Below are 12,996 nucleotides of genomic sequence, written 5' to 3' on the forward strand. Positions count from 1 at the left end.
AAGCGCAACGACTGGTAAGGGTATCAAGCGGGAGTCCACTGGTGGGCTCACATTTGATGCCCGCAAGGTCTTGCGCTCGAAGAGCGCAATGATTGGTAAGCCGAGCGTCGCGCGAAATCGACCTCAGTATGTCATCCCCGACCTGGTCGGGGATCTTTTTTATATTGTATTACATGAGACTTCATGTACTTGTTTTTTTATGTGCGCTTTTGACTGCTGCTCTCGTCGCCTGCGGTGGCGATTCCAGTTCCGGTACGGATGCCTCAGTTACGGAAAGTTCTTCGGAGCAGGCTCTGTCGAGTTCCGCGCAGTCGCCTGAACGTTCGTCTTCGAGTGTCGCGCCGGTATCGAGTTCAGCCGAAGAAAAATTGAGTTCGAGTTCCGCCGAGGTCGAGTCGTCGAGTTCGGAGACGCCGGCTTCTTCGGCAACCCCCGGCTCGTCCGAAAACATCGTAAGCTCTTCCAGCAGCGAAACGGTGCCCGCCTCCAGCAGTAGTGAATCCGTTCCGGCATCCTCCGACGACGGCGATGATGGCAAGTGCACCGACTGCGATAGCTATACGGCAGCCGACCCGGAACTCACCGAGAAGGGCGGCAAGGGTTCCGTGACTACCTACGGGAGCATCACCGCTAAAGAGACTAGCTTGGGTGGCGCCTGCAACTATGGACAAACTAACATCCAGTATTACGCGGCGATTCACGTGAATGTTTCTCCGGGTGATGACAAAGGCCCGTGGGATGGCGGCGCGGCCTGCGGCGGCTGCGTGCATGTGAGGGCAAGGACGCCCGAAGGCTGGAAAGAGGTGACGGTTCGCATTACCGACCGCTGCCCCGACGCCAACTGTGGTGTGGACCTGGGCGGTGCGCCTGCGGCCGACATCATGGGCAATCGTGTGGGCCGTTATTCGGGCGAATGGGAATTCGTGAGCTGCGAGGGCGTAGACGGCGTGTGGGGCGATTCCACGTCGATCTGGGTCAAAGAAGGCGCGAGTACTTTCTGGAGTATTATCCAGGTGCGTAACCCGAAGGACATGGTCAAGACCATCACGATTCTTGGCGAGGGTGACGAGTCCCATGAGCTCGAGATGGTCGTGGGCACCGAGAACTTCTGGACGGTCCCGCCCGAAATATTGCAGAGCGATAACCGTTACCGCGTCGTGGTAAAATACCGCACCGGCACCGATGACGTGTGGAAAATAAAGGGCTCGGACCTTGCCGTGCCCGAGGCGAACCTGTACCTGCACGAACATAGGGAATAGTTATATTTTCGTTTGTGTCCTCTCGCACCTACGCTGCCATAGATCTCAAGTCGTTCTTCGCTTCGGTGGAATGTATCCTCCGGGGTATTGACCCGCTCAAGGCTAAGCTCGTGGTGGCCGACGAGAGCCGCACCGAGAAGACGATTTGCCTTGCGGTGACGCCTGCGCTCAAGGCCTACGGAATTCCGGGGCGTGCCCGCCTTTTCGAGGTGAACCAGAAGGTGCGCGAGGTGAAACAGAGGACGGGTGAGACCATCGAGTTCATTATCGCGAAACCGCAGATGGCCAAATACGTGGAGTATTCCACGAAGGTCTACAATGTTTACCTCAAATACGTGAGCGCCGAAGATATTCACGCCTATTCCATCGACGAATGCTTCTTGGATTTGACACGTTACCTTAAGTTGTACAAAAAAACGGCAAAGGAACTGGTGAAGACGATTATCCAGGACGTTTTCACGACAACAGGGATTACGGCCACGGGCGGCATCGGCACGAACCTGTACCTTTGCAAGATTGCGATGGATATCATGGCGAAGCACGTGGATGCTGATGCAGATGGCGTGCGCATCGCGGAACTTGACGAGATGAGCTACCGCAGGCAACTGTGGTCGCACCAGCCGATAACGAGCTTTTGGCAGGTGGGGCGCGGGATTGCGGCGCGCCTGGAAAAGTGCTACCTGAATGCTGGTCGAGGAATCCGCACGATGGGAGACCTTGCGCGCGCAAGCGTCAAGAATCCCGATGCGCTGTACAAGATGTTCGGCGTGAATGCGGAAATCCTGATTGACCATGCCTGGGGTTACGAGCCCTGCACGATTGCCGACATCAAGAAGGCGAAACCGCGAAGCCGCAGTACCGGCGAGGGCCAGGTGTTGCAGGATCCGTACAGTTTCGAGAAGGCGCGGCTCGTGGTACGCGAGATGGTCGATACTGTCTCGATGTCGCTGGTCGAGCATAATTTGGTCGCGAAGGGCATGGTGCTTACGGTGGGTTACGACCGCGAGAACGTGGACAAGGGCATTTACCATGGCGAAACCGTTGTGGATTTTTACGGGCGCACGATTCCGAAGCCTGCCCACGGTACGGCTACCCTCGGGCATTATTCCAGTTCGCAGTCTGCATTTGCCGATGTGGTGATGAAGCTCTTTGACCGCATCGTGAACCCGGAACTGACGGTGCGCCGTTTGAACCTGGTGGCAATCGACGTGGTAGACGAAGGCAACGAAGGTTTTGACCTGTTCACCGACGTGAAGAAGCAGGAACGCGAGAAAAAGCGCCTGAAGGCGGAACTCATGATAAAGAAGCGGTTCGGCAAGAACGCCATCGTGAAGGGCATGGACTTGCAGGAAGGCGCTACGACCGTGGAACGCAATGGCCAAATCGGCGGGCACAGAGCCTAATTGATAATTGATAATGGATAATGGATGATTGACGACTATAAAGACATAATCGATTTGCCGTACCCGCGGAACGACTGGAACTTCCTCATGAAGCACCCGCGCATGAGCGTGACGGACCGTGCGAAGATTTTCCACCCGTTCGCGGCTCTCCGCGGGCATTCCGAGGCGCTGGACGCTACGGCGGAACGCAAGCAGGATGCGGTGGAAAATGAATTTACGCTGGACGACCAGGACTTTGGAGCATGATTTTATGAATAGTGGAAATGTTTCTTGTTATAGCCTAAATCTATAACTTAGTATAAGAAAGTAGTATTGTTGCGGACCTTGTAATGCGGGGGCCGCATTTCTATTTTTGCGCCGTCTTTTGAGCCTTGCGGAGGTGTATCATGGAAAAACGTACAGGTCTGTTTTCGAATGGAATTATCTGGTTCGGTGTCGCCATCTCGGTTTCCGAAATCGAGGCGGGTATCGAAATCGGCGCTGCGTCGGCGCCAGGTTCTCTTTGGCTCCCGCTAATCCTCGGGCATGTGCTGGGCGGCATCCTGCTCTTTTTCGTGGGCCTTATCGGTGCCCGCGTGCGCCTGAACGCGATGGAGACTACGGCTTCTTCGTTTGGCAAGTACGGCTCCAAGTTCTTTGCCGCCTTGAACGTTTTCCAGTTGCTCGCCTGGGTGGCGGTGCTGAATGCGCAGGGCGCGTCTGCCTTGGCGGGCCTCAACTTGCCCATTTCTTTCCCGCTCACTTGCGTTATCCTTGCGGTGCTTATTGCCATCTGGGTTTTCGTGGGCCTCAAGCGTTCTGCGAACGTGACGACGGTCGTGATGGCGGCGCTTGCCATTCTGCTCGCTGTGCTGACGGTTAAGTTGTTCGGTGTCGGTGCATCTGGCGCGCTTACTGCAGGGGCTGCAACTTCTGCCGCATTGCTCGGCTTCTGGAACATCTTCGAGATTTCGATTGCGATGCCTATCTCCTGGCTCCCTGTGATTTCGGACTACACGAAGGACGTTGAATATCCGGTGAAGGCGACTGCGGTTTCTGCGGCGGCCTACACGTTCGCGAGCCTCTGGATGTACATTCTCGGTATCGAGATTGCTGGCATCGGCGCCGGCAACAACATCGCGCAGGCCATCCTCCTTGCAGGCCTCGGGATTCCGGGCATTATCATCGTGGTGCTCTCTACGGTCACGACGAATTTCCTTGCGGCAAATTCTGCAGGCGAATCCTCGAAGGCGATTTACGGCAAAATCAACCCGAAGGTTGCTGGCGTCGTCGTAGCCCTTTTGAGTGCGGCGCTTGCCATTTCGGGAATTATGGAACACTACATCAGTTTCCTGTACTTGATTGCCTCGGTGTTCGCGCCCATGGCTGCCGTACTGCTCGTCTCGTTCTACTTCGGGAAGGGTGATGCGGATACACGCGGCGGATCTCTCGGATTCTGGCTCTGGAACCTTTTCGCATGGCTTGCAGGTTTCATTGTCTACCAGGTCGCCGCGCACCAGGAATCCGTTTTCTTCGGGCCCACGCTCCTTGCCGTTATCGTTTCGGCTGCTCTTGCTTACGCCCGCGTACTTGTGAAGCGGTAGATTCTATCCCCCGGCTCGTAGGCCGGGGCTAAAGGCTACATCATTTAAATTTCTAAATTATAACTCGCTATGCCACAGAAGAAGATTGCGCTTATCAACGACATTACCGGATTCGGCCGCTGCTCGGTCGCCGTCATGGCGCCCGTCATTTCGGCCATGAAAATCCAGGCGGTCGCGGTACCTACGGCAATACTTTCTACGCATACGCAGTTCCCCAAGTATTTCTTTGACGATTATACCTCCAAGATGCGCGACTACATCCAGACGTACAAGGATCTGGATATGAGCTTCGACGCCATCGCGACGGGGTTCCTCGGCTCCGAGGAACAGGTGGATATCGTCATCGACTTCATCAGGACTTTCAAGAAAAATGGCGTGTTCACGCTGGTCGACCCGGTGATGGGCGACTACGGCCGGCTTTATACCACCTATACGCCGGAACTTTGCGAAAAGATGCGCGCGCTCGTGCATTACGCTGACCTCTTGACGCCGAACCTCACCGAACTCTGCTCGCTCACAGGTTGCGACTACCGCGACGGGAACCTCACCCTCTCCGAAATCGAGAACATGTGCAAGACGCTTGCCGAACAGGGGCCCAAGCACATTGTGGTTACGGGAATCCATTACAGCAGCAAGCAGATTATGAACTACGTGTACAGCAAGGGCGAAGAGGCTAAAATCGTGATGGCCGACCGTATCGGCGGCGACCGCAGCGGAACGGGCGACGTGATAAGCGCGGTAATCGCCGGCATGTACCTGAACGGCCACGACTTCTACGAGTCGGTAAAGAAGGCCGCCGAATTCGCATCCAAGTGCATCCGCTACTGCGAAGACAACAACGTTCCCGATCACTGGGGCCTGAGCGTCGAAATGTACCTTCGCGACCTCATCGAAGACTAAGGGGGCCTAATGATAGTTTATACTGTAACTGGGACCGTCGGGCAGGCGGGCTATTTGGATATCGCCAACAGTGGCGACATTACCGGCAAGAACATCTACGTGAACATGACGAACCGTTGCCCGTGCAGCTGCGTGTTCTGCCTGCGTCAAACGAAGAAGATGATGGAAGGCAATACGCTCTGGCTCAAGGAAGGTGAACCGAGCGTTGAACGCGTGATGGAAATTTTCGATGCGTACGACCTTAACGTTATCAACGAACTGATTTTCTGCGGATACGGTGAACCGCTCGAACGCCTTTACGATGTTTGCAAGGTGATTGACAAACTCAAGGCGAAGTATCCGAACTTGAAGGTGCGCCTCAACACGAACGGCCTTGCGAACTTGATTCACGGCAAGGACATCACGCCCGAACTCGAGGGGCGCTTCGACACCGTCTCGATTTCGCTGAACGCCCCGGATGCCGAGGAATTCCTGGCGCTCACGCGTTCCAAGTTCGGCATCAAGTCTTATGACGCCCTCAAGGAATTCGCCGTGCTCGCGAAGGCCCACGTGAAGAACGTGGTCATGACGGTTGTCGAGAAGGTGATGCCCGAAGAAAAAATCGAAATCTGTCGCAAGCTGTGCGAAGAACTCGGAGTCACGCTCCGTGTAAGGCCGTTTGAAAGTTAAGGTGGTCGGAAAGATGTTGCGTCGGTTTGTCGTTCTCGCCTTGATGGTCGCGCTTGCCTCTTCCGGCGCGTTCGCCGCGAAAGCCAAGTCCGGCGCAAAATCTAAAGCTGCAAAAACTAAACCGGCAAAATCCAAGAGCTTTGAGTTCAAGGATTCACGCGATGGGCAAAAGTACCGTCTCGTAAAAATTGCGGACAGGGAATGGTTCGGCGACAATCTGAATTTCAAGTCCGAAGGCGGCTACTGCCTGGACGACGATGACAACAACTGCATGGCCTACGGCCGCCTGTATACATGGGATGCAGCGCAGAAGGCTTGCCCTGCGGGCTTCCGCCTGCCTGCCCAGGCCGATTTCGAGAGCCTTTGGACCGCTGCCGGTGCCGACTTTAACGCAGGCTACCTGATCAAGGCGGATTACGGCTGGAAGGGCGAGACGAACGGGAACGATTCGCTCAAGTTCTCCGCGATGCCTGCGGGCAACCGCTTTGACGATGCGACTTACGGCAACCTCGCCAAGTTCGCTTTTTTCTGGAGTGCAGACGATTCCCTGGAAGGAATTGAACCGGGCAATGCCCGTGTATGGTACCTGACGAACAAGTCGATGGCTTTCGGCTATACCTCGAAGGCGAAAAAATTCGGATTCTCGGTGCGTTGCGTGCGGAACGCCAAGTAATGCGGCTTCTCCGGTTCGCCGGCTTTTGCTAAATTAAAACGGAAGGTCCCTTTTTCCCGAGGTGATTATGAATCTTGATGAAGAACGTATCCGTGAACTCCAGCGCAAGGACAAGGAACACGATGCCCGCCTGGATATGCAGAAGGAAAAGGACTACGAACACGATGTCCGCATAGACGCCCTTTATTCCAAGGGCCGTGAACAGGATTTCAAGATCAAGGCGCAGGCCGCCAAGGATGCGGAACACGACTTCCGCTTGAATTCCGTGGACTCCGTAAACGAACTGCAGGACGACGAACTGCACCGCCAGTCCGAAAAGGACCGTGAACATGACGCTCGCCTTGCGAAGCTGGAACAGCTATGTGCCGACCTGGCTGCCCGCGTAGAAGCCCTGGAATCTCAATTGAAGAAGTAGGCGCGATGTCGCAGGCTATTCGCAACATAGCGATTCTCGCACACGTTGATGCCGGAAAGACGACTCTTTCCGAACGCATATTGTTTGCGGCAGGCGAAGTGCGTAGGCCGGGCAAGGTTGAAGAAGGCCTTGCCACCATGGACTACATGCCCGAAGAAAAGGAACGCGGCATTACGATCGAAAGTGGTGTTGCCCATTTTGAATGGAAGGACACGTGGTTCAATTTTATCGATACGCCGGGGCATGTGGACTTTGGTGCCGAGGTGGATATGGCGCTCACGGCCGTGGAAGGAGCCGTTCTCGTGGTGAGTGCCGCGAGTGGCGTGGAAACCCAGACGGTCGCCGCGTTCCGCAAGTTGCGCGAAGCGGGAGTTCCTACGATCCTGTTCGTGAACAAGCTTGACAATCCAGATTACGTTCTCGACGATACGCTCATCAATATCGAGGAACAGCTCGGCGTGCGCCCGGTGCTCATGACGCTCCCGCAGTTCGAGGGCGGCAAGATGTCGGCGGTGCTCGACGTATTGAGCCAGAGCCGTCTTGTCCATTCCGAATCGGGCGAGGAAACCGTTGACGAAGACTGGAATGTTGAAGACGGTTGGGACGGTTCCCGTGAACTCAAGAAGCACTATGCCGAGGCGTGCGAATTTGCCAGCAACTTTGACGACGAAATCTTGAAAAACGCGATGGACGGAAAACCGGTCGCGCCCAAGATTCTGCTGCGCGGATTAAGGAAGCTCGTGAAGAGCGACGAGTACGCGCTTTGCTATGCGGGTTCCGCGCTCGAAGGGTTCGGCGTGCGCAGCCTCATCACCGCGCTTTCGTTCTTCTTGCCCGAGGTTCCCAGGTTCGGCATCAACGAGCTTGGCCAGGTGATTCGCTTGCGGCACTTCAAGGGCGTTGGCGAGATTTCCCTTTTCCGCAGCCATACCGACATGGAACGCAAGGAATGGCCCGCGGGTTTCGAGTTCTCGCGACTCAAGGCAAACCTGCTTTTGCCGGTAGACGAGATTCGCGCTGGTGATATTTACGCGATGCGCACTCCGTTCGAGACAGAACTTGGACAGATTATTTATTTAGATGGACGGTGTCATCCTGAGCGAAGCGTAGCGGAGTCGAAGGATCCAGACCCGCTGCACCCTGACACCTCCATCCGAGACAACTACCATCCTCTTCTCCAGACGCGTGTGGAATGCCTTGGTTCCGACGACTACCACCATGTCGAAAAGAGCCTCGCGACGCTTAGCCGTATGGACCCGAGTTTCCGCGTGCAGAAGGACGATGGCGGTTTCTGGTACTTGCATACCGTGGGCGAGGTTCAGCTAGAAGTCCTGCTTGCCCGCTTAAAGCGCGAATTCGGTTGCGAAGTGAAGGCCGGCAGTCCGGAAGTGCGCTGGCAGGAACGCCTCTGCCGCAATGTGGGCCCGGTCGAAAATACATTCCAGCTCGGGCCGCACAAGATTTCGATAAAGCTTTCGGCGATGCCGCTCGAAGGTGACGCGCATGACATCCGCTTGTCCGCGGAATTTCTGGAAACCGCTCCCCGCGAGATTCTGGCAGGCGTGCGTTCGGCTCTCCTGGAATCAACCGAAGTGGGAATTTTGGGTAAGGGCCCGCTTGTGGGTGTGTGCTTTGAAGTCCGCGAGTTCACATGGACCGAAGGCGCTCTGCCGCCGATGATCAAGAAGGCGTGCGCCGATGCCGTGACCAAGCTGATTAAGCCCGCCGATGTACAACTCTACGAGCCCATCATGGAACTTTCTCTGGAATGTCCGGTGAATTTTGCAGGGCTCGTGACTGGCGACATTCAGGCCCGCGACGGCAAGGTGAAGGAAATTGGCGGTGACGGCAAGACGCACTTTTTGAAGGCAGACATCCCGCTCCGCAAAATTTTTGGTTACGCCACAGGCGTGCGTAGCATCAGCAAAGGCACTGCGCTTTATAGTATGAAGCTGCTCGGCTACCGCCACGCGACAGTTTGATATATATTTAAACCATGAACGGAAAAATCCCTAATCCAAATACAGTCCACCCGATTGCAGGCTACGACAAGGAAATCTACGTCAAGCCGACTATCAAGAATCCGAACATCATCGTCGGGGATTTTACCTACATCGCTGACTCGGAATTCGAAAGCCATGTGACGCACCATTACGACTTTATCGGCGACAAGCTCATCATCGGGAAGTTCTGCCAAATTGCAGCTGGCGTGGAATTTGTGATGAATGGCGCGAACCACCAGATGAATGCCGTTTCGACTTTCCCGTTCTATACGCTTGAAGGCTGGGACATGAAGCCACCTGCTGCAAGCGATATGCCGTTCAAGGGCGATACCGTTATCGGGAACGATGTGTGGATTGGGCAGAATGCGACAATCTTGTCTGGCGTGCATATTGGTGACGGCGCGATTATCGGCGCGAACAGCGTTGTCGCTAGCGACGTGGAACCTTATTCGATTGTCGTCGGGAACCCGGTCAAGTTGATCCGCTACCGCTTTGACGAGGAACTGACTTCGCTGCTGCTGAAGTTTAAGTGGTGGGACAAGCCCGTCGAAGAAATTAACGCGCTAATTCCCGTGCTCACGAATAGCGATTTGGAATTCGTAAAAAACAAAATTCGAGAATTAACAGAAAAGGTGGTTTAAAACCACCTTTTTAATTTGCAATCTTTGGCGCGTTACATTCTTGCGGCGCGGGCTCTTCGCCTAAAGTGCTCGATAAGCGGAGCGACCGTTTCCTTGAAGTCGTCGTGCGTCTCGATGCGTACGAAGTCGATGGACATGCGCTGGAACAGCTCCTTGGTCGCCTTGCCCTGACGCTTTGCCTCGCGGGCGAACGCTTCGCGGAAGGCCGCATCGCCTGTATCGATCAGGAGCGTCTCGCCGGTTTCGGGGTCTTCAAGTTCCACGAGGCCTGCGGGCGGGAGTTCCATTTCTCGCGGGTCCACCACGGAGACCGCAAGCACGTCGTGGCGCTTGCGGAGAATCTTGAAGGCGTTTTCGAAACCTTCGTCCAAGAAGTCGCTCATCACCACGACGACGGCACGACGATTCAGAATCTTGCCGGCGTACTCGAGCGCCACCTGCGTGTTCGTGCCGTGGTGCTGCGGCTTGAAGTAAAGGATTTCGCGGATAAGCCGCAGCACGTGCTTGCGGCCTTTTTCGGGCGGTATGAACAGCTCGACCTGGTCGGTGTAGATGAGCAGGCCCACCTTGTCGTTGTTCTTGATGGCGGCGAAGGCGAGCAGCGCGGTAAGCGTCGCCATGACCTCTCCCTTCATCTGCTTGCCGGAACCGAATTCCGAACTGCTGGACGCGTCGACCATCAAGAGCATGGTCATCTCGCGTTCTTCGATAAACTTCTTCACATACGGCGTGCCCGTTCGTGCGGTCACGTTCCAGTCGATGGTACGCACGTCGTCGCCCGGCATGTACTCGCGGACTTCGCTGAATTCCATACCGTTCCCCTTGAAGGAACTGTGGTAGGCGCCGGTCATCACGGTATCGAGCGTGCCGCGAACGCTGAGTTCGATGCGGCTGACGGTCTTTAGAACTTCTTTATCAAGCATCTTGGTATCTCTTTTCACCGAGAATATACAAAATTCGCGATGGAAAATCCAAGAGAATGCTAGATGGCGGCTCATGGGCCGCCATGACGATTGTCCTTGTGGGCCGCCATGACGATAAAAAAAGAACTCCCGGCGTAAACCGGGAGCCCTCTAAGGAGAACGATGATTGGAGTAACACTTAAGTCTTGCGGGTTAGCCGATGGTCAGCTTGCGTGCTGCGGCCTGGGCCTTCTTCGACAAGTCGAATTTCAAGATGCCGTTTTCAAGCGATACCTTGATGTTCTCGGTGTCGATGTCGTCGGCCAGGCGGAAGCTGCGCTCGAAGGTGAACTTTTCGTCTTTGCTGCGGACACGCGTCGCCTTGACGGTGATGATGTTCTTTTCGACCTGGATGTTCATGTCTTCTTTCTTCACGCCCGGGAGTTCGACTTCAAGTGCAAAACCGTTTTCGGTCTCGTAGTAGTCGGCCTTCGGCGTGTAGGTGCATTCGCCCTTGGCGGCTTCGGCGTTCAAGTTGTCAAGGAAGTTCTGGATACCATAGAATGCAGTCGGGAGAATCTGTGCGTTGATCATAATTTTACCTCTTTTGGTTGCGGGTTCGGCCTTCGCCGCCGCCCATTGTTTCTTGTTCACTCCCCTATAAGCGAACGCCGTGCCAAATGGCAAGAAAACGGTTTTTTTTGCGAAAAAAGCCGTTTTTTGATAAAAAAAGCCGAAAGTATTTCAAAAAGGAACGGACGCTGTTTCGCAGGGGAAACAACGGCGTTTTCAATCTGAAAAGCGGGGACAAATGGAAACGGCCCCTGTGGGGACAGGGACCGTTCTTGGGTTGGTTATGGAGGAATTCTTTAGAACTGTTCGAAGAACTTGTGAACTTCTTCAGGAACCCAGGTGTTCTGCCAGTTGCCGTTGTCGAATGCGGTCCACTGGTGCTGACCGTTCCAGCTACAGAACTTGACCGGGAAGCGTTCGTCAACCGTCGTGAAATCATAGCAGAGGTGTCCGCTGCCGCCGACTTCCTGCGGCTTTTCAGCGCTGGCATCGGTGAAGTTGCCATCTGCGTCGGCCTTACCGTTGTTCTTGAGGATGCGCTTGAGTGCGCTGTCACGAGCGCGGCTGTAGTTGCAGGTGCCGTCGTTCTTGCCGTGCACGGCCATCCAGGCGATAGGCAAGCCCTTGTTCTTCGGCAAGTAGATGTTGTAGTCGGCGGTTGCATAGACTGCGACTGCACGGAGGCGGTCCTGCATATCCTGGGCCATGGAGTTCGTGACCATGGCGCCGAAGCTGAAGCCCGTCATGAACACGCGGCTGGTGTCAATGCAGTAGTTTTCTTCGAGAGTCGTAAGCAACTGGTTGATGAACTTGTGGTCCTTGTCGCTGCTCGTGCTCCACGGCATGCCGTCGGTATCGCCACGCGGAGAAACGAAGATGTAGTCGCCATTCTTGTCCAGCTTCTGCTGGCCGTAGTACGGAGACGGATGGTCCTGGTCCGGATTGTGGTGGACGAAGTCTTCGGCGTTAGAGCCCATGCAGTGCATGGCGAAGAGCAACTTGTAAGGTTTCTTGTTGTCGTAGTTCTTCGGCAAGGTGATGAAGTATTCGCGGTTGTCGCTGCCCACTCTCATTTCGAAGCGGTCGCCATTTTCGACACTCTTGGTCTTTTGCAGCTTGGAAGTCGTGCCGCAGCCCTTACTCGGGGTCGGCTCGTTCTTCAAAGCGTAACCGAATTTGAATGTCGGTTCCGGGGGCGCGGTCTTCGTGAGCTTCACGTTGACGGTCGTATCGAGCGTGCCGAGGGGGATGGAGAGAGTGTCATACCCGTCGGCTACGATACGAAGCTTTTCACCCGGGGTTACGTCCTTTGCGAGGGCGTTACGGGAGGCGAAACTGGTGCCGGCCTTTCCGGAGGCGGTGAAACGAACCGTCTGTACGGCGCTGCCGACGGAAACCTTGGCCACGTAGTTGCCCTGGGCCCTGATGTTCTGACGCAAGTCGGCCTTGCCGGATCCGTAAAGGGTGGAAGAATACACCTGGTTTCCTACCATGTCAAAAATTTTGACGGAAACCGGAGAAGAGCTGCTCTGCTTGTACGAGAGCACTCCGTTATTGATGTTGACGTATCCAGGAATGGTCTGGCCGTGCAGGGCGTCAATAGACTCTTCTTCGTGAATGGAGAAATCACCGTTTGCATCGGTTTTTGTGTTCTTGTTTTCGTTGACGAGGGTGACGTCGGCGCCGTTGATGGCTGTACCCTGATCGTCGGTGACTTTTCCGCTAATCGTGTATGCGGATGCGGTTGTTCCCACGGTGGCAACCAGTGCCAATGCGAACAACGAAAGATTGGATTCTTTCATATAGGTTTGCTCCTTTTTTTTTCAACCCAAAGTTCATCCAAACAATCCTGTACCAGGTATACAATATAAAATGGAAGTCTTTTTATTGGGCGTAAAATAAAAATGCCATCATGGATAAATTGTCCATGACAGATGCAAAAAATGGCGAATTTAGCTCAAAAAAGGCGTTTTGT

At 54.9% G+C, this 12,996-nt stretch carries 13 protein-coding genes; 10 read left to right on the forward strand and 3 right to left on the reverse strand.

The genetic code is table 11. The features are described 5' to 3' along the window. The first annotated feature begins 173 nt into the window (after positions 1-173). From B3M32_RS02980 to B3M32_RS03025, 10 genes are all read left to right on the forward strand, one after another. Positions 174-1,259: a hypothetical protein gene (locus B3M32_RS02980; RefSeq protein WP_290743493.1), complete on the forward strand. Its 1,086-nt coding sequence runs from the start codon at positions 174-176 to the stop codon at positions 1,257-1,259. A 14-nt stretch (positions 1,260-1,273) separates the two neighbouring features. After that, entirely contained in the window at positions 1,274-2,662 is a 1,389-nt protein-coding gene (locus B3M32_RS02985; protein ID WP_290743494.1) for a DNA methylase, read from the forward strand. 24 nt (positions 2,663-2,686) lie between these two features. After that, a complete protein-coding gene (locus B3M32_RS02990; RefSeq protein WP_290743496.1) occupies positions 2,687-2,908 on the forward strand; it encodes a hypothetical protein in 222 nt (73 codons plus the stop codon). 140 nt (positions 2,909-3,048) lie between these two features. Beyond that, positions 3,049-4,245 carry a cytosine permease gene (locus B3M32_RS02995; RefSeq protein WP_290743497.1) on the forward strand — a complete coding sequence of 399 codons (1,197 nt, stop codon included), beginning with the start codon at positions 3,049-3,051 and terminating at the stop codon, positions 4,243-4,245. A 69-nt stretch (positions 4,246-4,314) separates the two neighbouring features. Then, positions 4,315-5,145, forward strand: coding sequence for a pyridoxamine kinase (locus tag B3M32_RS03000; protein ID WP_290743498.1), 831 nt, complete (start codon positions 4,315-4,317; stop codon positions 5,143-5,145). Between the two features lie 9 nt (positions 5,146-5,154). After that, positions 5,155-5,814, forward strand: coding sequence for a TatD family nuclease-associated radical SAM protein (locus tag B3M32_RS03005; protein WP_290743499.1), 660 nt, complete (start codon positions 5,155-5,157; stop codon positions 5,812-5,814). Positions 5,815-5,827: 13 nt separating this feature from the next. Beyond that, entirely contained in the window at positions 5,828-6,487 is a 660-nt protein-coding gene (locus B3M32_RS03010; protein ID WP_290743500.1) for a fibrobacter succinogenes major paralogous domain-containing protein, read from the forward strand. A gap of 67 nt (positions 6,488-6,554) precedes the next feature. Then, a complete protein-coding gene (locus tag B3M32_RS03015; RefSeq protein WP_290743501.1) occupies positions 6,555-6,902 on the forward strand; it encodes a hypothetical protein in 348 nt (115 codons plus the stop codon). Between the two features lie 5 nt (positions 6,903-6,907). Then, positions 6,908-8,884, forward strand: a complete 1,977-nt coding sequence (locus tag B3M32_RS03020; protein ID WP_290743503.1) for a GTP-binding protein — start codon at positions 6,908-6,910, stop codon at positions 8,882-8,884. 14 nt (positions 8,885-8,898) lie between these two features. Further along, positions 8,899-9,546, forward strand: a complete 648-nt coding sequence (locus B3M32_RS03025; RefSeq protein WP_290743504.1) for a CatB-related O-acetyltransferase — start codon at positions 8,899-8,901, stop codon at positions 9,544-9,546. 32 nt (positions 9,547-9,578) lie between these two features. On the opposite strand, the gene B3M32_RS03030 is transcribed toward B3M32_RS03025, so the two are convergent. The 3 genes from B3M32_RS03030 to B3M32_RS03040 all read right to left on the reverse strand — a co-directional run bounded on the left by B3M32_RS03030 (position 9,579) and on the right by B3M32_RS03040 (position 12,823). Next, complete coding sequence (locus B3M32_RS03030; RefSeq protein WP_290743505.1) at positions 9,579-10,469, reverse strand: DUF58 domain-containing protein; 891 nt, start codon at positions 10,467-10,469, stop codon at positions 9,579-9,581. Positions 10,470-10,661: 192 nt separating this feature from the next. Beyond that, on the reverse strand, positions 10,662-11,042 hold the full coding sequence (locus tag B3M32_RS03035; RefSeq protein WP_072809417.1) for an Hsp20/alpha crystallin family protein: 381 nt from the start codon (positions 11,040-11,042) through the stop codon (positions 10,662-10,664). 275 nt (positions 11,043-11,317) lie between these two features. After that, positions 11,318-12,823 (reverse strand): carboxypeptidase regulatory-like domain-containing protein, encoded by a 1,506-nt coding sequence (locus B3M32_RS03040; RefSeq protein WP_290743506.1) that lies wholly within the window; start codon positions 12,821-12,823, stop codon positions 11,318-11,320. Between the last annotated feature and the right edge of the window lie 173 nt (positions 12,824-12,996).

The sequence above is a fragment of the Fibrobacter sp. UBA4309 genome, from assembly GCF_002395745.1.
Taxonomy (GTDB): Bacteria; Fibrobacterota; Fibrobacteria; order Fibrobacterales; family Fibrobacteraceae; genus Fibrobacter.

Excerpts from the sequence above, each read along its gene's own strand:
- B3M32_RS03030 (WP_290743505.1), bottom strand. The coding sequence starts at position 10,469 with ATGCTTGATAAAGAAGTTCTAAAGACCGTCAGCCGCATCGAACTCAGC.
- B3M32_RS03010 (WP_290743500.1), top strand. The coding sequence starts at position 5,828 with ATGTTGCGTCGGTTTGTCGTTCTCGCCTTGATGGTCGCGCTTGCCTCT.
- B3M32_RS03020 (WP_290743503.1), top strand. The coding sequence starts at position 6,908 with ATGTCGCAGGCTATTCGCAACATAGCGATTCTCGCACACGTTGATGCC.
- B3M32_RS03025 (WP_290743504.1), top strand. The coding sequence starts at position 8,899 with ATGAACGGAAAAATCCCTAATCCAAATACAGTCCACCCGATTGCAGGC.
- B3M32_RS03000 (WP_290743498.1), top strand. The coding sequence starts at position 4,315 with ATGCCACAGAAGAAGATTGCGCTTATCAACGACATTACCGGATTCGGC.
- B3M32_RS03035 (WP_072809417.1), bottom strand. The coding sequence starts at position 11,042 with ATGATCAACGCACAGATTCTCCCGACTGCATTCTATGGTATCCAGAAC.
- B3M32_RS02995 (WP_290743497.1), top strand. The coding sequence starts at position 3,049 with ATGGAAAAACGTACAGGTCTGTTTTCGAATGGAATTATCTGGTTCGGT.
- B3M32_RS02990 (WP_290743496.1), top strand. The coding sequence starts at position 2,687 with ATGATTGACGACTATAAAGACATAATCGATTTGCCGTACCCGCGGAAC.
- B3M32_RS03015 (WP_290743501.1), top strand. The coding sequence starts at position 6,555 with ATGAATCTTGATGAAGAACGTATCCGTGAACTCCAGCGCAAGGACAAG.
- B3M32_RS03040 (WP_290743506.1), bottom strand. The coding sequence starts at position 12,823 with ATGAAAGAATCCAATCTTTCGTTGTTCGCATTGGCACTGGTTGCCACC.
- B3M32_RS02980 (WP_290743493.1), top strand. The coding sequence starts at position 174 with ATGAGACTTCATGTACTTGTTTTTTTATGTGCGCTTTTGACTGCTGCT.
- B3M32_RS03005 (WP_290743499.1), top strand. The coding sequence starts at position 5,155 with ATGATAGTTTATACTGTAACTGGGACCGTCGGGCAGGCGGGCTATTTG.